This is a genomic window from Salipaludibacillus agaradhaerens (assembly GCF_002019735.1).
Taxonomy (GTDB): domain Bacteria; phylum Bacillota; class Bacilli; order Bacillales; family Salisediminibacteriaceae; genus Salipaludibacillus; species Salipaludibacillus agaradhaerens.
Genome location: NZ_KV917378.1, coordinates 533,818 through 555,921, shown reverse-complemented (window position 1 = coordinate 555,921; position 22,104 = coordinate 533,818). Strand labels below are relative to the sequence as shown.

16 protein-coding genes and 1 riboswitch are annotated in these 22,104 nt (G+C 35.9%); of the genes, 3 read left to right on the top strand and 13 right to left on the bottom strand.

Annotation, left to right across the window (positions count from 1 at the left end):
* Nucleotides 1-106: 106 nt before the first annotated feature.
* A complete protein-coding gene (locus BK581_RS02570) occupies nucleotides 107-697 on the bottom strand; it encodes a TetR/AcrR family transcriptional regulator (RefSeq protein ID WP_078576688.1) in 591 nt (196 codons plus the stop codon).
* 344 nt (nucleotides 698-1,041) lie between these two features.
* On the opposite strand from BK581_RS02570, the gene BK581_RS02565 reads away from it, so the two are divergent.
* Nucleotides 1,042-2,442, top strand: coding sequence for a hypothetical protein (locus tag BK581_RS02565; protein ID WP_078576687.1), 1,401 nt, complete (start codon nucleotides 1,042-1,044; stop codon nucleotides 2,440-2,442).
* 290 nt (nucleotides 2,443-2,732) lie between these two features.
* Here BK581_RS02565 and BK581_RS02560 read toward each other — a convergent pair whose 3' ends face one another.
* The 8 genes from BK581_RS02560 to BK581_RS02525 form a co-directional block, all read right to left on the bottom strand.
* Entirely contained in the window at nucleotides 2,733-3,917 is a 1,185-nt protein-coding gene (locus BK581_RS02560; protein ID WP_078576686.1) for a nucleotidyltransferase family protein, read from the bottom strand.
* Between the two features lie 350 nt (nucleotides 3,918-4,267).
* Entirely contained in the window at nucleotides 4,268-5,521 is a 1,254-nt protein-coding gene (locus BK581_RS02555) for an MFS transporter (protein WP_078576685.1), read from the bottom strand.
* Between the two features lie 13 nt (nucleotides 5,522-5,534).
* Nucleotides 5,535-6,227, bottom strand: a complete 693-nt coding sequence (locus BK581_RS02550; RefSeq protein ID WP_169837494.1) for a nucleoside/nucleotide kinase family protein — start codon at nucleotides 6,225-6,227, stop codon at nucleotides 5,535-5,537.
* 14 nt (nucleotides 6,228-6,241) lie between these two features.
* On the bottom strand, nucleotides 6,242-7,558 hold the full coding sequence (locus BK581_RS02545; RefSeq protein WP_078576683.1) for a radical SAM protein: 1,317 nt from the start codon (nucleotides 7,556-7,558) through the stop codon (nucleotides 6,242-6,244).
* A 786-nt stretch (nucleotides 7,559-8,344) separates the two neighbouring features.
* Nucleotides 8,345-8,815 carry an anaerobic ribonucleoside-triphosphate reductase activating protein gene (gene nrdG / locus BK581_RS02540; protein ID WP_245828858.1) on the bottom strand — a complete coding sequence of 157 codons (471 nt, stop codon included), beginning with the start codon at nucleotides 8,813-8,815 and terminating at the stop codon, nucleotides 8,345-8,347.
* 14 nt (nucleotides 8,816-8,829) lie between these two features.
* Nucleotides 8,830-10,680, bottom strand: coding sequence for an anaerobic ribonucleoside triphosphate reductase (locus BK581_RS02535; RefSeq protein ID WP_078576681.1), 1,851 nt, complete (start codon nucleotides 10,678-10,680; stop codon nucleotides 8,830-8,832).
* A 22-nt stretch (nucleotides 10,681-10,702) separates the two neighbouring features.
* Nucleotides 10,703-11,740, bottom strand: a complete 1,038-nt coding sequence (locus BK581_RS02530; protein WP_078576680.1) for a ribonucleotide-diphosphate reductase subunit beta — start codon at nucleotides 11,738-11,740, stop codon at nucleotides 10,703-10,705.
* Nucleotides 11,741-11,781: 41 nt separating this feature from the next.
* On the bottom strand, nucleotides 11,782-13,977 hold the full coding sequence (locus BK581_RS02525) for a ribonucleoside-diphosphate reductase subunit alpha (RefSeq protein WP_407690343.1): 2,196 nt from the start codon (nucleotides 13,975-13,977) through the stop codon (nucleotides 11,782-11,784).
* Nucleotides 13,978-14,142: 165 nt separating this feature from the next.
* Nucleotides 14,143-14,340: riboswitch (cobalamin riboswitch) on the bottom strand.
* Nucleotides 14,341-14,604: 264 nt separating this feature from the next.
* Between BK581_RS02525 and BK581_RS02520 the strand changes: the two genes are divergently transcribed.
* On the top strand, nucleotides 14,605-15,123 hold the full coding sequence (locus BK581_RS02520; RefSeq protein WP_078576679.1) for a hypothetical protein: 519 nt from the start codon (nucleotides 14,605-14,607) through the stop codon (nucleotides 15,121-15,123).
* Nucleotides 15,124-15,191: 68 nt separating this feature from the next.
* Here the strand turns inward: BK581_RS02520 and BK581_RS02515 are convergent, their stop codons facing one another.
* From BK581_RS02515 to adhE, 3 genes are all read right to left on the bottom strand, one after another.
* On the bottom strand, nucleotides 15,192-16,082 hold the full coding sequence (locus BK581_RS02515) for a gamma-glutamylcyclotransferase (RefSeq protein ID WP_078576678.1): 891 nt from the start codon (nucleotides 16,080-16,082) through the stop codon (nucleotides 15,192-15,194).
* An 80-nt stretch (nucleotides 16,083-16,162) separates the two neighbouring features.
* Entirely contained in the window at nucleotides 16,163-17,098 is a 936-nt protein-coding gene (locus tag BK581_RS02510; protein WP_078576677.1) for an AAA family ATPase, read from the bottom strand.
* Between the two features lie 152 nt (nucleotides 17,099-17,250).
* Nucleotides 17,251-19,854: a bifunctional acetaldehyde-CoA/alcohol dehydrogenase gene (gene adhE, locus BK581_RS02505; RefSeq protein ID WP_078576676.1), complete on the bottom strand. Its 2,604-nt coding sequence runs from the start codon at nucleotides 19,852-19,854 to the stop codon at nucleotides 17,251-17,253.
* Nucleotides 19,855-20,169: 315 nt separating this feature from the next.
* Between adhE and BK581_RS02500 the strand changes: the two genes are divergently transcribed.
* Nucleotides 20,170-21,702, top strand: a complete 1,533-nt coding sequence (locus BK581_RS02500; protein WP_078576675.1) for a hypothetical protein — start codon at nucleotides 20,170-20,172, stop codon at nucleotides 21,700-21,702.
* Between the two features lie 107 nt (nucleotides 21,703-21,809).
* Here the strand turns inward: BK581_RS02500 and BK581_RS02495 are convergent, their stop codons facing one another.
* Nucleotides 21,810-22,004, bottom strand: a complete 195-nt coding sequence (locus BK581_RS02495) for a hypothetical protein (protein WP_078576674.1) — start codon at nucleotides 22,002-22,004, stop codon at nucleotides 21,810-21,812.
* Nucleotides 22,005-22,104: the final 100 nt, after the last annotated feature.

Below are 22,104 nucleotides of genomic sequence, written 5' to 3'. Positions count from 1 at the left end.
TCATTTCAATGAAATAGAAAAACTTGGCTGGTTGCCAAGCTTGCCAACATACGCTCATTTTAGTAATTAAAGCGCGATACTAAATAACTCCACATAATTTAAATAACTAGATTTCCTTATTATGAATAAGTGAAAAAAGGATATGATTATTAAAAATATGAATAATCTCTTCTTTTGACAATGAATAATAGTCTTTTTCAAATTCGACTACTAGAGTCATATATTGTTTATACAGTAAAAATGCCGTAATTTCAGGTGTTGATAAATAAATTTTCCTCTGTGTGTGTGCATGAATTAATAATTGTTTTAAATATTCAACAATTGCCTTCTCCACCCTTTTAAGAGCATTATGGGCGTGTATAGTACCTGACCAAGTTACTTCTTCACTTAATTTTTGCAAAAATTGATGTTTTTTTCGATAGGTAAGAAGCTCGTACAATACATTGTTAATATTTTCTTTTACGCCTTTGGCGGGATCGATATACTGATGACATATATATGCCATATCCTCAATAATATTCTGTAAAATAGCATTAAATAATTCTTCTTTATTTTTAAATGCTGTATAGATTGTACCTTTACCTATATGGGCTGCTGCTGCTACTTTATCCATCGTCGTCCCTTTATAACCATATTCAGAAAAGGTGGCTGTAGCCGCATCTAATATTTTTTGACGCTTATTTTTAACCATGCGCATTCCTTTCTTGACTAAAATTAATATCCGGTCATTTATTTGCCATCATACATTATACTCACTAGCTTATCAAGTATTTTGTTAAATCACTTAATATTTTTTGTATAAAACTGGGTCATTTTAACTTTTTTTATAAATCATTTGAATTCATCATTCTTAAGGCCTAATAAGAAAAAACCGTTAATTGACAATAATTCTTCTCAATAAAACCGTTAATATACCATTATTCGCCAAATTAAATAAGTCAAAAGTCCCTATTAAAATTGCATCTCAATGACTAGTCTTTTTATGCGATAATAATACCTGTGATTTTATAAATAATTTACAGCTAAGGGTGGTTAGTTCTAATGAAAGAAAAAAAAGTTAAGTTAGGTTTAGGAATCGGTGCATTAGCCGTTGTGGTAATAGCAGGGATATTAGTGTATTCTCTTCTATCATCACCAGAAGCAAAACTAGCAAGTGCACTACAGCAAATGATTGAAGAAGATGTTATTCAAACTGAAAGCGACTTTAATTTAGCGGTCGATATTGATGCTGATCCTGAGTTATTAGGCGTTTATACTGATGAAGATCAAGCATCTATGGATTTACTCATGGATATGTTACAAAACATTCAAGGTACAAGTTCAGTAATTGTCGACAATGAAAATAAAGTAATGGAAATTGGTACCTCTTTCGGTATTACTGGTGATGTTCAGGGCGAAGAGATCGACCTACAAATTCCTTTCCACTTATATTTTGATGAAGAGGAAAATGAAATGGGTATTGATTTGGACCCTTATGCCACATTTTTACCTGAAGTTATTGATCTATTAGCTTATAACGTCGTCCCTAATATTCCAGATGCCGAAGAATCCCTCGCCATGTATACAAACGGTGAAGATGTGAGTGATTTTTTAGCTAATGAACTTAATAACTTAGTTGTCCCTGTTATTGAAGAAGGTTTTACTGGTAAAAAACTGACTGAACCAATGGATTTTGATGAAAGTTTGTTTTATGATAATGAAGAAGATGGAAAAGCGCTTAACATTTTCATATTAGAGCATATGTTCGATTACTTGAATGAACATAGCGAAGACGAGGTTGTAACAGAAGAAAACGGGTGGATCGTTGTTAACGTGGGAGAAGATCTTCTACTTGATGCTTTTATTTACGGATTGGAAGAAGTTGAAAAAGATAGCGAAGCAAAAGAAGTATATGAAGATTTTTACAAAGAAGAAGTGGCGACACATATCGAGGAACTAAGCGACGCTAAAGACGATTTAGACAATCTTTCTTTCTCTATTGAAGCAAGTTTCCTTATCGAACAAGATAGAATAGTAGAAAGTAAATCGACTATGTCATTATCACTCTCAGAAGATGGCGTTTCCATTTCTTTGACTGGTGATACTTCTTCTACTTATTCATACGGTGATGATGCTGAGTTTGCTTTCTACAATGCTGATCGTGAGGAATTAACAGAAGCTGATATGGAAAATATAGCTTTTGAATTACAATCTGTGTTTGAAACTTATTTGATGGAAAATATGGATTATGGATATTATGAGGAAGATTATTATGAAGATGACTTCTTCGATTATGAATTAACAGATGAAGAGTTGGAGTTCATGGAAGCAATAGAAAATCAAGAGATCACTCACGAAGATGTAGGACTTTCTGAAGAAGACATGTACTACATGGTACTAGATTATGAACTTTCTGGATTCGTATCCGAAGGTACTTCTGACCTTTATTTACCGGAAGATTAATACAAAAGCGCACACTATAGAGGTGTTTTAGAATTGCTAAAGCTGGGACAGCGTAAAATCCCAGCTTTTTTTATATTTATTTTAGCACTTTTAAATATAATTAATGATTGAAGATGTCTCCGTCGGAGATGTATAGTTTAACCTTTTTTAAAGGTGTATGTCATCTGATAACATTTGTTCAATTGTATATTGATATGCTAACACTCATCGCTCATTTTTGTAGCATTTTTACTTAAGGTATGACGTTTAAATTTCCTTGGATGTTTATACTATATTTGAATCAGTCAAGTTTAACTATTGGCGTTTGCCATATTGTGTGCAATTTCAAAGTCCTCTTCCCTATTTAGACACAGACTACTCGCCATAAAAGTGCCAATAGGCGTTTTAACAATCAAAATTGTCCCTTTTGTTTGCCAGTGAAACGCATGCTTGTTCATATCTAGTTGAATTAAATAAACAGGAAGACCTAATCTTAAATAGAGAGATGGAGAAACAAATTTATTAAAATAAATGAGTTGACTTAGTAGGATATCTTTTTCAACAAGAGTGATTAAAACTAATCTTACATAATGATTGACAATTCTAGATATGACATGATTGGACCTATAAGTAGGAATAATATGATAGAGATCTGTTCTAAAACGGTAATATAATTCATTTATTAACCCTCTCTTAGAATTTTTAAATGCATTTTGTTCTAATTGAAAGAGCATGTTTAGTAATACTTTTTCAGCCTTCTTTAATTTTAGTTTTTTTAAATAGGTATCTACAAATTGTGTATCATATTCGCATTGTGATACATAGTAAAAATCCACTGCATCTCGTATACGCTTTTTTCCATTAGTCCCCACTTCAGCGATTAATATAATCATATTAAATTCATCACTTGGTATATAAATAGGTTCATCATCAACTACTATTATCTGCTTTGTAGACCATATTAATGGTTCAACTAACCACGTACATTCACTTAAGGGGAATCCTCCGATATTAATTTCAATGTCAACTGTTAAACCGTCAGTTATTTTTCGGTAAAGCGCCCCTCCACATTTTTTTTGATTTGCTACATAAGGATAGTTCTCTAATGAATACCCCTTTTCTAATAAAATGTCATGAGCTTTCCAAAAGTCTTTAAAATCTTTTAGCAATAAATCATAATCATTGCTTTGCCTTTCTAAATGTGACGGATAATATTTTTTCATTGCCAGACCCTTCAAACATACATAATTTATGTTTGCTTGATTAAAACTGTTCATAATATCTAGAAAACTTCTGCGCTTATTTGCCTTTTCACTTTTTAATGAAGTCAATGTATCATTATCGAAAAACATAGGTTTGAGTGATAGTAGAGAATCTAACAATCTATGTTCTAAGGCATTTTTATAAATAAACGCTTTATCTTCTAATTTTTCAAATTCCTTTGCATCAATTCTGCCAGTACATAAGAAAAAAAGCTTCTTATTTAAATCACCCATATGAATGCTCCTTCTAAAATTCCTCTTAAATGTTTTATTATAAAGGATACAGCCTCAACCTCTAGCAGGTAGACACTTTAATCTGATTACGTCAAGGCCCCATCAATTTCTCGATATTTCCGTTACTGGAATCGCTTATAGAAAGGGCCAAATCCTTTCTGAAAAAAAGAGAGGAAGTTCCAAGGGAACACCTCTTCAAAGTTTTAAATACATCATTGTAATATTGCTACTTTTTGTTTTTTTTGGCCACAACTTTTACTTTTTTTCCTATCGTTATCATTTGTCCCATGTTAACACCTCCTTATCTAAATAAATAATTTATTATAAACACAAATAAGTGTTTATAAGCTTTAGGCAAATGTTAAAACATCTAGCTTTATAAGAACTATCATCAATGCGGTCATGATCATAGACGACATAAGAAAGATCCAATGTACATCAATCATCTCTCCTAACAAACCTGCACTTAAGAAAGATATTGGGGTGGCAACCTTCATTAACATCGATGTTGTACCAGAGACTCTCCCAAGTAAATGTGCAGGAGTCGACTCTTGCCTTAAAGTTTGATAATGTACATTAATAAATACACTACAAAAACCAATTAACATCATGCCGATTATTAATATGTTCCAATGAAAAGAAACAAACAATAAAAACTGTCCGCTTGCGCCTACACAAATGGCGAAAATAATAAGTTTACCTCTTCTAATCATTTCCCTACTTTTTTTTGCACTTAATGCTGCTAAAATACCACCAATTGCAGTACTGGCTATCACCATTCCTAACTGGTCAGAGGTTAATTTAAACTTGTCTAACGCATAAAAAATGATGACTGCGCTAGAAACCCCAGAAGCAATATTTAAACATAAAATCGTTATCGTCATAGAAAATAATCGATGATTTTGTTTAACTTCTAGCCATCCTTCTTTAATGTCCACCCAAAATGGATTTAAGTTATGATACTTTTCATTTCTTCTTAATAAATGATTTTCTTTAATGTGCGAAAAGCTAATTAATCCTACAACTATGTTAAGCCCAACAATAGTAATAATTAATCCATTAGAATAGGACAGCGAAACTAATAATACACCCGCTAACCCTGGACCTATTGTGTTGTTAATTTGATACCCTAGTGAAATAGCTGAATTAGCTGTTGTTAACTGATTTCTCTCGACAACTTGTGGTAATGAGCTGTGGAATCCATTCCAAAAGCAGTATCCAAATGTCGACACTAAAAATCCTATAATATAAATATTCCAGAGAGACATTGTAGCGTTTTTCAACAAAATAACTAATAGTATAAGCAGAAGAGTTTGCATTAACAATGAGTACCTCATAAAGTTTTTCCGCTTTGTCCTATCTACAATAACCCCTATGAAAATACCTAAAATAATATTAGGAGCAAAGTCAAGTGCTCTCATTGTGCTCATAGCCAATGTCGATTGGCTCATGTCATAAATGATCAAAGGTAACGCTAATAGATAAACATGAAAGGTGAAATCATACATAATTGTTGCTAGCCACATATATACAAATGATTTGTTTTTCCAAATAACCTCTTTTTGAATAGACGTTCTATCTCTCTCAGTATGTTGACTATTCATATCATGGCCTTTCTCATTTAAATGTTAAAGCTATAATTTTCTTTTTAATTGCTTCATGTATTAACAAAGAGTCAGTATGACAATCTAAATTAGTAACATTTCCCCACTTATGTTTGTTGTGATTTATTAATTTCATCAGTATTTGTCTTAATTTAGTTTGAAAATCAACATATTGTTCTTGTAACCACTCATTTGGGTAACCATTTTCTTTGAAAAGGGAGTAATTCACTCGTTCCCCCTTATACTTAGCTATATCTAATCCAGATTCTCTGTAACCTATTCTCTTTTTCCTTTTCAAAGCAACTTCTGGATCAATATCAAAGCAAAATGTAATATCAGGACTCAGAACATCACTCGTCGCCATCATTAACTCTTCAAGTGAACATCCCCTGACCATTTCTGTCGCAAAAAATGTTAATAGGAACTTGTCTAAAATTACATATTCCCCTTTACTTAGCTTATTTTTTATTTCCCATTCTTGTCGGCATAACACTTTTGAAATAACGGCATACCGACTCCCAATATTTGAGATATAATCCGTTTCATCTAATCGTTCAAGCATGACTTCCACAATGTCGTGACGATATAATGGATATATAGTGACGGGAATGTTGTTTAATGTTAGATAGTCGACTAATAAATGACATTGAGTGGTTTTACCGCCCCCATCCAAACCTTCTAGCGCAATTAGTTTTCCGTTTGGCACACGATCACCACACCTTAATTTTTTAAGATAAATTTGTAATTGCTATCATTGTGAGTTCCAGGAGCATGTTCTATTAAACGTGTTGTATAATGAGTTTCGTTATTTAAAAAGTGGGTAATTTGATTAATCATTGAATTATAATTACCTGCCACACACGTCTTACAACTCAGTTGTGCTCCATCTGTCAATTCACTCCCCACACCATTTTCAACCACGTTATATAGAGATGCCATCGTATCATCTTTATCAAGCATGCCTATAAATGATTCTCTTCTAAATTTTGCATCTAATGTTGCTAACCAACATGCAGAAAAATCATTTTGAACACCAAAAAATAATCTGTGTTTACTATTGTGACAATTATTTAATACATCAGGTGTTGAATAATACGTTTTATCAAATTCAGTATAAGTTTGGCGCTGCACAAGATGAGGAACAACCGTTCGAAACTCATAAGAATGCATCATTTCAACGGTTTTTAAATCGTGAACCACTTTTTCAAAGTCATCTTTAGAAAATCCGCCGTTTACCTTTCCAAATGTTTCTTGGCTGTAAACAACAAAATCAACACCTAAATTTTTTGCTAGTGTTGCGAAAGGTACTATCTCACTCATATTTGCTTTTTGAATGACAAAATGCATGCCTATAAGAGTATCATTTGAACATCTGACTTTCTCTTCAACCATTTTTTCTATACCTACTAACCTTTCTTTTAAGCCTTTTACACCGTGGGTTATTTGGTATGTTTCTTCTTTAGAAGCATCAATGCTAACCCTTATTAATTTTGTATAATCAAGTAATGTTCTCCTTATAGTTTCGTCTATAAGTCGTTTACCAGCTGTATAAACTCTTACGGCACTCCCTAAATCATGCGCTCCCTTTATTAAAGTATGAATATCCTTATGATTTAATGGTTCTCCAGGACCTGCGAGGCTTACCATACGAAATGTAGAAGGATATCTTATTCTTAACTCTTTTATACGTTTTAAAGCTAAATCAACTTGTAAACTTTGTTGAAAGCCTTCTAACCCCCTAGTTAATGCAGTAAAACACATTGGGCATTTATCCGTACAGGAATTTGTCGTATCAAGATATAAAATAAATAACGTATTTCCGCCAGATTTAACAAGTTGATCAACATACCAAACAGGGTTTAAATCCATTAGAAAAAAATTAGCAGATGTGCAAGGTACAATAATGGCAGCTCCATCACTTTCTCTTCTGATTTCAATTTTATGATACATTTGCACCCATTCTCTTGGCAAAAAAGGGTTGTCACGACTAGGCTGTTGTAAACATTTTAGAGAATTTACATCCTGGAATGTTTTCATAGTTCCCTCCTTTAAAGGTTTTCATAATTATTCAGCTTCACAGTAACATTTAGACAGATATATTGACTGGATAGGACATGACTATACAAAACAGCCTTACTTCGATTGCTAGAAAATTATCGTCAAAGCTATTAAAAACCTAACTATTAGCTTAAATACTATGGCGTTATTTGCCTATAAGATGAATTTCATGGGCAATAATTTCTCCTATATAGTTAGGGAATTCTTCTACTAGTATCTTTTATGCTACAAAGGAGGTCTTATTAAATAGACTTGGTTAGTTGGCTACCACGAGGTTGATAAGTTTGATGTTAATAGTTAAATGACTGTACATTTTGTCATTCATCATCCAGCAGAGTTATTGATGTGAATAATAGGAGCGAAATAATTAACATAAGAGGAGATTTTTATCTTTATTAGAATACTAGCTCTATTTATTTTAATAGTCAATAATATACAATTAATATAAATATTTACCACTTTAACAGCCTTTAAAACGTTATCAAGACTAGTACTTTTGTACTATTAGAACAGTTTTTATAGTAATAACTTTCTTATTTTTGTTGAAATTTAACGATTCTCATGCGCTCTCTTAGAGCCTAAAATATTAACGAAAAGAGCAAAAAAAATCGCCGGATCTTTTATAATGTCGTTTAGAACAGACATTAAAAGAGGCGATTTTTTTCAATTATTTTTTAATTCTTATACATTGCTTTTATTTAGTAGCAGGCATTTAGAACTACATAAAAGAAGGTTCTTCTTTTCCTATGGCGCTAACAAACTCCTTTAGGTGAAAGCGTAACGATTAACTTTACCTATTTCACCATTTTCAAGTGTTAAAAGGCGCTGGTTACTGCTACCTCTAAATAAAAGTGTCGAATCTTTTAATCGTTCTATGAATGGCCCATCAACGAGTACATCCACAAGTTTTAATAAGTCACGTTGCTCACGGCTTCCATAATCTACAAGCCATTCATACGTGTAGCCAGTATAACACCAAATCGTTTTGCCACTTAGTTTTAGAGATGTTGCTAGGGGCAAAATGTCTTTCGCTTGAATCATAGGTTCGCCACCAGAAAACGTTATATTGTTCATGGGATAGTCATCAATAATAGTGATTAACTCATCAACAGAATAGCCACGTCCATTTGCTTGTGACCAGCTTTCAGGGTTATGACAGCCCGGGCAGGCATGCGGACAGCCAGCAAAAAAGATGACTGTCCTTAATCCTGGTCCATCCACTATTGAATCGTGCATAAGAGAAAGGATCTTCATCGCCCATGTTTCACTCTATTCGCTTCTTCTTGACGTTTAGCTTTATTCCATCGCTTCATATCACCTACGAGGTAGCCTGTGATTCGACGAATTTTATGAAGCTTGTTTTCATCATTTTCACCGCAAGCAGGACATTGATGATGCATAACCCCTTGATAGCCACACGTTAAACATTGATCTACTGGGTGATTAATTGACCCGTAGCCAATCCCTTCTTTTTTCATTTGTTTAATGATTTGAATGAGCGCCTCGGTGTTTTGGCTAGCATTTCCATCCACTTCCACGTATGTGATATGACCAGCATTACACATGTCATGGAATGGGGCCTCACGGCGAATCTTTTCATAGATGGATATAGGATAGTAGACAGGGATATGGAATGAATTCGTATAAAAGTCTTTATCTGTAACTCCTTTAATTGTGCCAAATTTTTCACGATCTGCACCAACAAATTTACCAGATAAGCCCTCTGCAGGTGTAGCAATCACACCGATGTTCATTTTATATGTTTGCGTGGCCTCATCTGCCATGTCACGCATAGATTGAATAATGCGCTTTCCTAGCTCCCACGATTCCTCTGATTCGCCATGGTGTTTACCTGTTAAAATGACTAATGCTTCAGCAAGACCAATAAAGCCAACACTTAGACTCCCATGCTTTATAACAGATTCAATCTCTTCATCTGGGTGCAATGTATCTCCCCCAGTCCAAATACCTTGAGAAAATAAAAATGGAAATTCAGCAGCTTTTTTCTTGCGCTGATACTCATATCGCTCTAACAGTTGCGTAATGGCTATTTGAAAAGATTGCGTCAATTTACGCCAAAATATCTCACTATCCCCTTCAGAAATAAGAGCTAGACGGACTAAATTTAGGGAAGAGAACGAAATATTACCTCGTCCAACCGTTGTATCATCACCATGAATATTTCCCATCACCCGTGTTCGGCACCCCATATACGCCACTTCACTCTCAGGTGTCCCATCGTCATATTGACTGTTAAATGGGGAATCAAGAAAACTGAAATTCGGAAATAAACGGCGACTGGTCGTCGTTACCGCTTGAATAAATAAGTCATAATTAGGATCACCCTCTTGACTATTAACGCCATCTTTCACTTTAAATATTTGAATTGGAAAAATGGGTGTTTCACCATTGCCTAATCCTTTTTTCGTTGCCTTTAACAATTCTTGAATTAATAAACGGCCTTCGCGTGATGTATCCGTCCCGTAATTTATTGAGACAAATGGTACCTGACCACCACCACGTGAATGCATACTATTGGCATTATGGATAAAGGCCTCACACGCTTGGAATGTCTCTTCCTGGGTGTCTTCCCATGCCCTTTGCTCCAGTTCTTTCTCTGACGTAAATGACTCTTTATAGAGCTCAGTAAGACGCAGTTTATGAGATTCATATGATTTTCTAACATAAGGGGCTAAGTCATAATCAAACTTTTGAAATGATTGCCCCCCATGTTGATTATTTTGATTTGATTGAAGAATAATAGCCGCTAGTGCTAACGCTGTTTGAATAGACTTAGGTGGCCGAATTCTGCCGTGTCCAGTATAAAAGCCATTCTTCAACAGCTTGTCCAATGGTATTTGGCTGCAAGTTGTTGTTCCAGTTGGATAAAAATCTTTATCATGGATATACAATATATTATCTGCCAAAGCTTCCTTTACTTTTTCGGACAATAAAAACTCATCCGTATACCACTTACATACTTCTGAAGCAAAAGTATTCATTTTGCCAAGAGGCGAATGACCATCCACATTCGCATTTTCCTTCAATGATTCACTACTTACTTGCTCAATTCCCTCAAATGTTTCGATTAACTCCCTCATCGGTATACCCCCTCAAAAAAGATTACAAGTCGTCAAATCCGTTATCGTCTGAAACTTTCGTATACTGACGTGATTTTTGTTCGAAGAAATCTGTTTTTCCTTGGTTGATATCTTCATATACTTTAATCCAACGCATCGGATTTGATCGGTAACCTTCAAACGGACGTTCGATCCCCAATTCGTTCACCCGTTTATTCGCCATAAATTTAATATAATCTGCTAAATCTTGGAATGGTATATCTGGAATTTTATCGCCTATAATATACTCCGCCCATTTCGTTTCAAGTTCAGCCGCTTTTACAAACGTGCGCTGTACGAATTCATCCACCTCTTGTGTTTGCAATTCAGGAAATTCGTTTCTTAGTTCTTTAAAAATGTTAGCAAACAAATAGACATGTAGCTGTTCATCTCGATTGATATAGTTAATCATCGTCGATGTAGAAACCATTTTTTGGTTTCGTGCTAAATGGTAGAAAAAGCTAAATCCAGAATAGAAATTCAGACCTTCTAAAATCACATCATAAACAATTGATTCAAGAAGTGTTCTAGGTGTTGGATTTTGTACAAATGCTTCGTAACCCTCTGCAATAAAATCATTTCTTTCTCTTAAAACAGGGTCATGCTTCCAGTATTCGAAAATACGGTCTTGTTCATCTTTATTAACGAGACTTGACAACACATAGGAGTAACTTTGGTTATGAACAACTTCCTGGAAAGCAAGTACCGTCATAAGGGCATTCAGACTTGAGTCTGTCAAATACTTAGATACATGCATCGCATAATCCGTTTGAATGCTGTCGAGAAAAGCGAGTAATCCCATGATTTTTTTAAAGGCATCTTCTTCTGTTTCAGATAATGAGGAAAATTGCTTCACATCTGAACTCATATTAATTTCAAAAGGTGTCCAAAAGTTACCTAGCATATTTTTGTATAGCGGATACGCCCATGAAAACCTGACATCATCCCAATTTAATACGTTTGAACTCTCACCAAGAATAATCCCAGTGGATGCATTAGGTGCCGTTACATCATATAATTTTCTTTCTGTTAATTTTGTCATTCTCTATTCCTCCCCAAATAACTCCCTTATTAGTATTCTCTTTAACTTGAGCAGCTTTCACAATCTTCAAGTTCACTTGATGTGGACCTGACATAGTAAGTCGTTTTTAAACCGTTTTTCCATGCACTCACATGTAACTCTAGTAATTCTTTAGCCCTGATATTATTCGTGACATATAGATTAAAGGACACGGATTGGTCAATATGTTTTTGCCTAGCTCCATTTTGTTTAATGCTCCAAAGTTGATCAATCGTATGAGCTGCTTTATAATACCACGTATTTTCTTTAGATAATCCAGGTGCTGTAACAGGAATTTTATAATTCTTTTTCTCTTCAGCATATTCCTTCTTAAAAATAGGATCGATTGATGCGGAAGATCCAGCAATAAGTGATGTACTTGAATTAGGAGCAACAGCTAAAAGATAGCCATTCCGTAACCCATTTTCACTGACGGCGTGTTGTAAGCTTGTCCAACGGTCACTCTTATAATCCCGTGAGGTAAAATATTCGCCCGTTTCATAGTCAGAGCCTTTAAACGCAGGATAGGCTCCTTTTTCTTTCGCCAGTTCCATACTTGCTTTCACTGTATAAAAATGAATATCTTCGTACAGTTCATCAGCATACTGCACAGCCTCTTCTGTTTCCCAAGCTATTTTTTTGTCGGCCAATAAGTGATGCCATCCAAACGTGCCTAATCCAATAGCGCGATATTTTTGATTCGTTATTTGTGCTTGTGGAACTTCAATCGTATTCAATTCAATCACGTTATCGAGCATGCGGACTTGTATGTTTATAAGCCTTTCAATGACATCATCCTTTACTGCTTTAGCCAGTGAAATAGAACTTAAATTACACACCACGTAATCTCCTGCTTGCTTTTTAGTAATAATCTCACCATCAGCACTAATTTCTTCTTGTACAGTAGTAGAGCTCATATTTTGCATAATTTCTGTACACAAATTAGAAGAGTAAATCATACCTTTATGTTTGTTAGGATTCATCCGATTAACGGTATCCCGATAAAACATATAAGGTGTGCCCGTTTCAAGTTGAGCGATCATAATGCGTTTCATAATGTCGATGGCAGGAACACGCTCTGATGAAAGGTCTTCATTCGCTACACATTGTTCATAATGCTCACGGAAACTCCCCTTGCCTTGTTCTTCATCATAAAAATCCTCTAGAGAGAACCCCATAACTTCTCTAACTTCATGTGGATCAAACAAATGCCAGTCTTCACGCGCTTCAACTTTTTCCATAAATAAATCTGGAAGACACACACCAGTGAACAAATCATGCGTTCGTTGACGTTCATCACCATTATTTAATTTAGCGTCTAGAAAAGGAAAAATATCTTTATGCCAAACATCTAAGTAAACCGCAATAGCACCTTGTCTTTGACCTAATTGATCTACGCTAACAGCTGTATTGTTTAACTGCTTCATCCATGGTAACACGCCTGAGGATGTTCCTTTAAACCCTTTAATAGATGACCCTCTCGCTCTAATTTTACCTAGATAAATACCTAAGCCTCCGCCATTTTTACTCACTGTAGCGGCATCTGTATTACTATCGAAAATACCTCGTAAACTATCATCGACTGTGTCAATAAAACAACTTGACAACTGTCCGTGTGTTTTTCCAGCATTCGCTAACGTCGGTGTTGCCACAGTCATATAGAGATTAGACAGGGCCCAGTAAGCTTCTTTAACAAGGTCAAGTCGCTTAGCTTCAGCTTCGTTTTTCATAAGGCTCATAGCAATTACCATGAATCGCTCTTGTGGCAATTCAAGTAAACGGCCATCGTGAGAACGAGCCAGATAACGATCAGCTAATGTTTTGAGTCCAATATATGTAAAGAGCTGATCTTTAGTTTCATCTATCCAGCTTTCCATCAGTGCATAATCTTCTGTTGTGTAAACGTTGAGAAGCTCTTTTTGATAAAAACCATCATTTACAAGCTTTGTAATTAATGAACCGAATTGTTCATAAGCAGGAATACCTCGATTGTTCGCTATTTCCTCTTTAAGCTGCAAAGAATATAAGTTTGCCGCAACGAATGTCCAATCGGATTCCTCAGCTGTAAGCTGATCTAACGCTGCAGTAATAAGGGCTGTTTTGTCATTGTGCAATTCAATTCGTCTTAAATACGGCTCCCATGTTAAATGAGGAAATCGATTTTGCAAGACGTTGTTAACGTGATGTTCATTTGTCTTTTGTGCTATCCCTTGTGTCATTTTTGTCATCCTTCCATCAATCAAATTAGTCATTAAAAAAACCCTCCCAGTCGGGAAGGTGTTAAAACGGCAGAGTGCGTCAGCTAAAAGCGACATTGTTCACGATAGTTAACAAATCGCTACTAGGATCTTCTACCGTTTCAAACACTCACCCCCCGAAGGTCAGAAACTTGAGAAAAACAGGCAGGTCTCCTGACTTATGCCTCATCCTTTATGAGCCTTCCCATATTAGACTATTTAAAAATAATCTTCAACAGTGGTCTCTCATATCGTCAGCAAATTACAGTTGCGGGGACAGTTCCGGACTTGCACCGGATTCCCTTTCAAGCTCGATTAACAAGCACCTGTTTTTCTTAATTTAATATCATATATACCATATATAGATTTATTTTTCGGTGAACCATCTATATGATGATGTTACTAGCATAACGTTATTTGCTAAAAGATGCAATCTTTTTTTCTTATTAAAACGTCTTGATTATTTTATCTGATTCTAGTAAAATACCGGACTTGTGAGTATTTAAAAGGTTAGGCTGCTTAATTAATGTAGTAAAGTCTCATAAATTATAATGCCCTCTTCCAACTCATAGTCATTTATAGATTTAGCATGATGAAAGGAGTTTTATTATGTTTGCCCCTGCATCTTATATTACGAGGCAGGATAAAAATAAAGAAACACTACAAATCGAGTATGAAAAACTTGAATTCCAACTATTACGTATGCAAGAAAACCTGAAACAGATTGCAAAAAAATGGTCGATTCTCGGAATTGAACAAACAAAATTAGGAAAGTGGACGATTATTTATGCTTCCGATAACGGAGAAGTATGTAAAATTATGGCACACGATTGTGAAACGCCATTTAATGGAACCTGGGACTTCTCGATTCACGCTTCTTACAAAGAAGATTTTCATATTCAAATAGATGATATAAGAGGTGAGCAAAATCAAGGCTTTGGCTCTGTATGTATGTCGTATTTTAAACAATATATAGAAGAGCAAAATATGCGTAAAATTTCAGGCTATATCTCACCGAGAGATTGGGACCATCTCGAGCGTTTACTTCATTTTTATAAAAAACATGACTTTACCGTTTCTGTCGATTATGAAAATCAGCAAGGTACTATCGATTGGCAGCCTTTTTAGCCTTTTATTCTATTACGTTATGAAAGGCCCTCTTTAAGACAGTGAGGGCCTTTCTATCACTTACACCGTTAATCGTCTCTATCTATGTGATCGTAGCCTAAGGATGCCAGTTTTGTTAGTAATTGCTCATAATAGTTATCTGACAATCTTCCTTTTGCCCCTCTCAAGATTTCTTCCCCATAATGACGTGGTGGGCAAGTCTCAGCTTGTTTATTAATGACGGTAAATGTTAAGACATCTTGATGAAGAACACCGTTTATCTCCACTTTAACAAAAGTAGCACGATAACTGCCAGTAAAGACACCTTCTCTAGAAAATAAATAGTCAATGGCCTCCTTTGGTAATGTGTAGATAATTCCCTCAACAGAGGAGGAAGGGTCTTCTGTTTCAACGATATCTGCTCTAGACCCATCTTCTCTGTGGAGCGTATAACACATACTATACCCTGTTAGTTTACCTGTCTCGACTCGCTGAGAAAAAGGTGTTAACATACCTGCTTTTTCAATACGTTCTGTGTCCATACATGAACCGTAAGCAAAATACTTAACCTCAGTAAAGTTATTAAACCATTGATGTACTCTCCAATCTTGGAAATGGATTTCGTTAGTAAGTGATATTTCGTGCTGATGATCTAACGTATAGATCCATCCCTCAATAATACTTATGTCTGTTTCAATCGGTAACTTTACGCGATTATATAAATTATCAGGTCGCCCTTCACTATATCCTTCTAATCTATCTAATTGTTTCAGGGTCCACGGACTGACAGCATAAAGTTCTCCATAAACCCACTTTTCCCCTTTTTCGATATAAGCTGGATAACCATTCCCAGTGTCATATAACGAGCCCCTTACCCGCGCTTGGTTGAATAGCTTCACTGAATTTTTTAGATAATGATAATTACTGTCTCCTTCACGTAACGTACCGTAAACAAACACGACAGATGAATGTCCAAGCATAAAATCCCCCTCCAAAAAAGCTATCAATCTTTTATATCTCCTCGTTCAGTTGACATAATATAATTATCGTAAATTAATAATTAAGCATGTTCTATAATCTCTATTCGTTTAATAGATAATTCTTGCAATTTTTTTGCATGACGCTTATTGTCTTCGCGAAGGCTAGTTAAAGTTGCCGCAACGAAGCTGATTGTTTTCTCAATTTGATCTGCAGCTTGAGAAATCTTATCGTGCACTAACCAATCTACAATCAGCCCATCAAAGAAATAATCTGCAAAAGTTAACATGTCTCCAATTGTCAGCTCAATGTTTAGTTGGTTTTGAATGTCTAACAATTCTTCTTTAAAATGTCTAAGTTGAACTTCTGCATCATGAATTTTTTCTTTTGCACCATCTACATGATTATGCTTGATCGCTGTTGTGATAAAACCGCCTCCAATCATATCAACTGTCGACCAGTTTTTAGCTTTATCAAAAGAAACAGCTGCCTCTTTAAGTGTTTTAAGAGCTTTATCCCCTGCCGCTAACGCTTCTTCATACTCCACTAACATACTAGAAAGGTCTGCCTCTTTTTCCGTTATCTTAAATAATTCCTCGCTCCATATGCTCCCCTCATCGTGGATTAAGTTTTCTTTTCTATCAAACAAGTTTTCATAGTCTATCCCTGCGTTTATGACCCCTTTTAACCTGTTTGAGTAGTCACTATGTTCTTTTTTTAACTCTTGTAACTTTTGATTAGCATCTTGGTAATTCAATTTAGCAGTGATAACTTCCTGCTCTCTTTTATGCAGTTTTTCTTGTTTATTACCAATCAATGTAGAAAAAATATTTTCTATAGAAAAATGGTGTAGCTTTTCTACGTCCTCTTTTTCTTCAGTTAGCCTCTGCGACAATTCTGCTACCTTCTGTTCTTTTATATGTATCTGATCGTTCAATCTTTCTAAATGGTGTGACCACTTCTCTTTTTTTCGTAACTTTTCTTTTACTTCCATTATCTCTTCGTTTAAACTCTTCATCTTCATCCCTCCCTTATATAGTTACGAGCTTGTCATGTCATTCGTTTCACGAAAAGGAGGCTTAATCTTTAATATTTTATGTACCACTCTATGGGGCGTGCTGTAAAGTAAAAAACTTCTGTGGATGGTCCACAGAAGTTTTTTGTGAGGATTTAAACACCTTTATAGGCTAAACGATAGATCTCTGCTAATTCAGTCACGAGTGGCAACTTAGGATTAGCTGTTGTACATTGATCTTCAAATGCTCTGTCAGCAAGTAAATCAACTTTCGCTTCAAAATCTTTTTTATCTATTCCGCATGCTTCGATACTCATTGGAATATTGAGTTCTTTTGCTAATTTTATGATAGCTTGTGCAAGACTTTCCACACCTAGCTCTGTATCTTTAGCTGGCAATCCAAGCATTCTAGCAATTTCCGCATAACGCTCATCAGCTCGGAAGTGATTATACTTAGGGAAGCTAGTAAATTTAGTCGGTTTTTTAGCATTATAACGAATAACGTGTGGCATTAAAATAGTGTTAGCACGTCCATGTGCAATATGGAACTCTGCCCCTAATTTATGGGCTAAGCTGTGATTAATACCTAAGAAAGCATTCGCAAACGCCATACCGGCAATTGTTGAAGCGTTATGCATTTTTTCACGTGCTAACTCATCATTACCATTTTTGTATGCTTTAGGTAGGTATTCGAACACCAGTTGAATAGCTTTCATCGCCAGGCCATCAGTATAATCATTAGCCATCACAGAAACATAAGATTCAATAGCATGAGTGAGAACATCCATACCTGTATCGGCAGTCACTGAAGGTGGAACTGTTTTAACGTAGATCGGATCAATGATTGCCACATCTGGCGTTAACTCATAATCAGCTAACGGATACTTGACGTTATTCTCTTTATCAGTAATAACTGAGAAAGATGTTACCTCAGAACCTGTACCTGAAGTAGTCGGTATTGCAACAAACTGGGCTTTATTGCCTAGCTTAGGATATTTAAATACACGTTTACGAATATCTAAGAATTTTTGTTTAAGGCCATGGAACTCCAAATCTGGATGCTCATAGAAAACCCACATACCTTTTGCAGCATCCATCGCTGAACCTCCGCCAAGGGTGATAATGACATCTGGCTCGAATGCTCTCATTCTTTCTGCCCCTGCCATAACGGTTTCGATAGATGGATCTGGTTCTACGTCAGAGAACACATCGTATTGAACTTTATCTTGTCGTTTATTTAAATAATAAAGAACTTTATCAACATAACCTACTTTCACCATCATTGGGTCAGTAATTATCATCGCTCGTGAGATGTTAGGCATTTTTTCTAAATATTGAGTCGCATTTTTTTCGAAATACACTTTTGGTGGAATTTTAAACCATTGCATATTATTTTTTCTCTTCCCTATTTTTTTGACGTTTACAAGATTAACTGTTCCAACATTTTGAGAGACAGAGTTTCTACCATATGAACCACAACCTAACGTTAAAGATGGGATGTAGCCATTGTAGATATCTCCGATTGCACCTTGGGAAGATGGCGAATTAGCGATAACACGGCCAGCTTTCATTCTTAATCCATATTCTCTAATAAGATCGTCATTGTCGGAATGGATAACCGCAGAGTGACCAAGCCCACCAAACTCAAGCATTTCCTCAGCGCGCTTAAAGCCTTCTTCGTGATTTTTAACTTTATAGCAAGCAAGTACTGGGCTTAATTTCTCTCGTGATAACGGAGACTCTGGTCCTACAGTTTTCAGTTCTGCAATAAGTATCTTCGTTTCTTGAGGTACTGTTACTCCAGCAAGTTTCGCAATTTCAGCAGCTGGCTTACCAACGATCTGTGGATTAACGGCACACGTATCTTCATTAATAACAAGCTTTTCAACTTTTTTACGTTCTTCATCACTTAAGAAGTGACACTTATTATCAATTAATAACGCTTTCGTTTCTTCGTAAATTTCTTTATCAATAATAACTGCTTGTTCAGAAGCACAAATCATCCCGTTATCAAATGTTTTCGAAAGAATGAGATCATTTACTGCTTGCTTAACGTTAGCTGTTTTTTCAATGTAACAAGGCACGTTCCCTGGACCCACGCCTAACGCCGGTTTACCTGTACTATAAGCCGATTTAACCATTCCAGCTCCGCCAGTAGCCAGAACAACTGCAACACCTGGATGGTTCATTAATTGCTGAGTGGCTTCAATAGATGGTGCTTCAATCCATTGGATACAACCTTCAGGTGCACCAGCCTTCACCGCTGCTTGGTGTAACACGTCCGCGGCTTTCGCACTACATTTTTGTGCGGATGGATGAAAAGCAAAAATGATGGGATTACCTGTTTTAATAGAAATAAGTGCTTTGAACATCGTTGTTGAAGTTGGATTTGTCACAGGAGTTACACCTGCAACTACACCTACTGGTTCAGCAATTTCAATCATTTCTTCGTGTTCATTCTCGTTGATGACGCCGATTGTTTTATCATACTTAATAGCATTGTGAACATATTCTGTCGCGAAGATATTTTTGATAATCTTATCTTCGTAAACACCTCTGCCTGTTTCTTCAACAGCCATTTTTGCTAACGGCATGTGCTGATCTAAACCAGCAAGGGCCATTTCATGTACGATCGAGTTAATTTGCTCCTGATCGAAGGTCAACAATGTTTGATGGGCCTTCTTTCCTTGCTCAACTAGCGTGTTAATCATTTTTGTTGTGTCATTAACTTTCTTTAACTTCTTTTCTTCAACAGCCATGATAAATGCCTCCTTCAATATGTGAAAATATTCACATGAGTTTTTAAATTTTTTAAGCGCTTATTTAATTTATATTACACTTTGATTATAGCCTCTCACGACAAAAATTTAAATGAACAAATTGTGAAGTATTTCACATTCACAATGACAGCGTATTCATTTTGACTTTTTTATGACAAAATATTTTTATGCCTTGATTTTAACCAGTTTAAACTGTCGACCTGTTAAAATTGTACTGGCTCATATTGTGAAATAGTATGAAATAGGGTAATATTTTACGAGGTATATAACACATAAATGATAAGGGGTTAGTAAATGGCAGATCAAATGATGAATGTTCAACTTTTTAATCAGTTTTGGATTTTACTGTTTTTTCTTATTCCAATGATCCTTATTTCTAGAACGATCGTTGCTGGAACACGGTATTCTCCTATTTTAATTATTGTTATTTTTGGTTTAGCAATGGGATATATTTTAGTTGTCAGTGATGTGGCAACTCCTGGTTTAGCTGAATTCCCATTCGTTAGTTTAATGGCGGGGACAACAATTATTGCCCTAACTGTGTCTTTCTTTGTTGGTGGGCAGGAGCTAAGGAAGATACTCAGCAATAAAGAAGATGACACGGAATTATCAATCGTTCCTTCTGAGGAAGAAACAGTCTTAGGTACAAATCGTACTCAGCTCATTTTTATTGTAAGATCATTCTTTTTATTACTTGGTTTAGAAGGTTTGACACGCCTTATTTTAGGGACAGGGGTAGAAGCACCGTTAAGTAAATATTACCCTCTTATTGGGTATATAGGTCTTGTTGGCGCTCTTATATGCATTGATACGAAGGCCATTGTCATGAATAAGCGTCACTATATGAGCAAAGGGATTATAGAGATTGCAGGAATATTTGTCGTTCTTATTCTTTCCTATCATATAGCTCAAATTATCCAGCCGCTTATTGCTTTACCACAAATTTTCTTTGCTATGATGATTGCTGCCGGGTTAGGTGCCATAATGTATCGTTGGTCATTTGGTCCAACTATTAGAGCACTTTTATTCGGAGGTATTCCTGTCGTTTTAGCTGGAAACTTCATGATCGGTGGATCGCGAATTGGTGAAGCGTTTACTATTGATGGGATAAACTCAGTCTTAGTTTACGGCTTCTTCGGACAGTTAATGTGGATGTTCGGTGGTATCGCACTACTAATGTTCTTTTCGCGAACAAATCATACTCGAAACTTGGCGCCGGGGATGGCAGGTGCACTGTCCCACTCCGGTTTAACAGGAGCATGTACAGCTGGTGACTTTGGAGATATAGCCGCAAGACGGGCTCCTATTATGATTAACATCCCATTTTTTGGACACATTTTTGTTTTCTCAATTTTAGCTATTAGTGCTGAACGTGGTGAGCTTTGGATCTTCCCTACTTTAATATTAGTCTCAGTAGGCATTATATTGACTATTTTTTCACTTCGACAACTTCGCCGGGCAGATGGAAGCGATAGAAAAGAAGTTAATGCCCTCATGCAGTTTTCTTTTGGCTGGCAGATTTGTGCCGTATTTGGTGGGTTAGTCCTTCTTAGTCTCGCTACTATTCCGATGGACTATGGCGCTATGGCTCAAACAAGCGCTATTTCTCATTTCGGTCTTTTTGCAGCCATTCAAGGTGGTATGTTTGGGACAGAAGCTGCTGCTTTAATACCGTTTATTTTTTCTATGCCATTTCTCGTTCACCCTCTCGTATTCTTTATGTTCGGGAAGGCTATGGAGATGGATGGCCACATGCCTGTCAAACCTGTTTACACATTATTCTTTATTGGGCTTATAGGAGTGGCCACTGGCTTGTTCTTCTTATAAGAAGAAACACAATTGAAGATGGCATTTAGATGCTAAATAATTATCAATAAGGTTCCGACCATCAATCTTTGGTGGTCGGAACTTTCTTAGTTAGCCCTTTTAATATTTTATTGCCCAACTATCTGCAAGCAAAGGTGGTTTACTTTGTAGGTCACTACCACGACAATAAATCCTAATTCCCCTTTACTTCCCCTCCTAATAGATGAGATGCGATAAAACTTATCAATCTGTAAAGCACAATACCTTTCCATCGCTTCTTCCTGAATCACTCCTACTGGCAAAGTAGTGTTCAACAAACACATAATACGAATCTCCAATCAGGACATAGACGTCCTGTACTCCCGCCTAATAGATTTACCTCTTCTCTCTATTTTGACGCGAAATTTTTACGGACAGTTATTT

Coding starts and splice junctions, on each gene's coding strand:
- BK581_RS02570 (WP_078576688.1), bottom strand. CDS start 697: ATGCGCATGGTTAAAAATAAGCGTCAAAAAATATTAGATGCGGCTACA.
- BK581_RS02565 (WP_078576687.1), top strand. CDS start 1,042: ATGAAAGAAAAAAAAGTTAAGTTAGGTTTAGGAATCGGTGCATTAGCC.
- BK581_RS02560 (WP_078576686.1), bottom strand. CDS start 3,917: ATGGGTGATTTAAATAAGAAGCTTTTTTTCTTATGTACTGGCAGAATT.
- BK581_RS02555 (WP_078576685.1), bottom strand. CDS start 5,521: ATGAATAGTCAACATACTGAGAGAGATAGAACGTCTATTCAAAAAGAG.
- BK581_RS02545 (WP_078576683.1), bottom strand. CDS start 7,558: ATGAAAACATTCCAGGATGTAAATTCTCTAAAATGTTTACAACAGCCT.
- nrdG (WP_245828858.1), bottom strand. CDS start 8,815: ATGCACGATTCAATAGTGGATGGACCAGGATTAAGGACAGTCATCTTT.
- BK581_RS02535 (WP_078576681.1), bottom strand. CDS start 10,680: ATGAGGGAGTTAATCGAAACATTTGAGGGAATTGAGCAAGTAAGTAGT.
- BK581_RS02530 (WP_078576680.1), bottom strand. CDS start 11,740: ATGACAAAATTAACAGAAAGAAAATTATATGATGTAACGGCACCTAAT.
- BK581_RS02525 (WP_407690343.1), bottom strand. CDS start 13,977: ATGACACAAGGGATAGCACAAAAGACAAATGAACATCACGTTAACAAC.
- BK581_RS02520 (WP_078576679.1), top strand. CDS start 14,605: ATGTTTGCCCCTGCATCTTATATTACGAGGCAGGATAAAAATAAAGAA.
- BK581_RS02515 (WP_078576678.1), bottom strand. CDS start 16,082: ATGCTTGGACATTCATCTGTCGTGTTTGTTTACGGTACGTTACGTGAA.
- BK581_RS02510 (WP_078576677.1), bottom strand. CDS start 17,098: ATGAAGAGTTTAAACGAAGAGATAATGGAAGTAAAAGAAAAGTTACGA.
- adhE (WP_078576676.1), bottom strand. CDS start 19,854: ATGGCTGTTGAAGAAAAGAAGTTAAAGAAAGTTAATGACACAACAAAA.
- BK581_RS02500 (WP_078576675.1), top strand. CDS start 20,170: ATGGCAGATCAAATGATGAATGTTCAACTTTTTAATCAGTTTTGGATT.
- BK581_RS02495 (WP_078576674.1), bottom strand. CDS start 22,004: ATGTGTTTGTTGAACACTACTTTGCCAGTAGGAGTGATTCAGGAAGAA.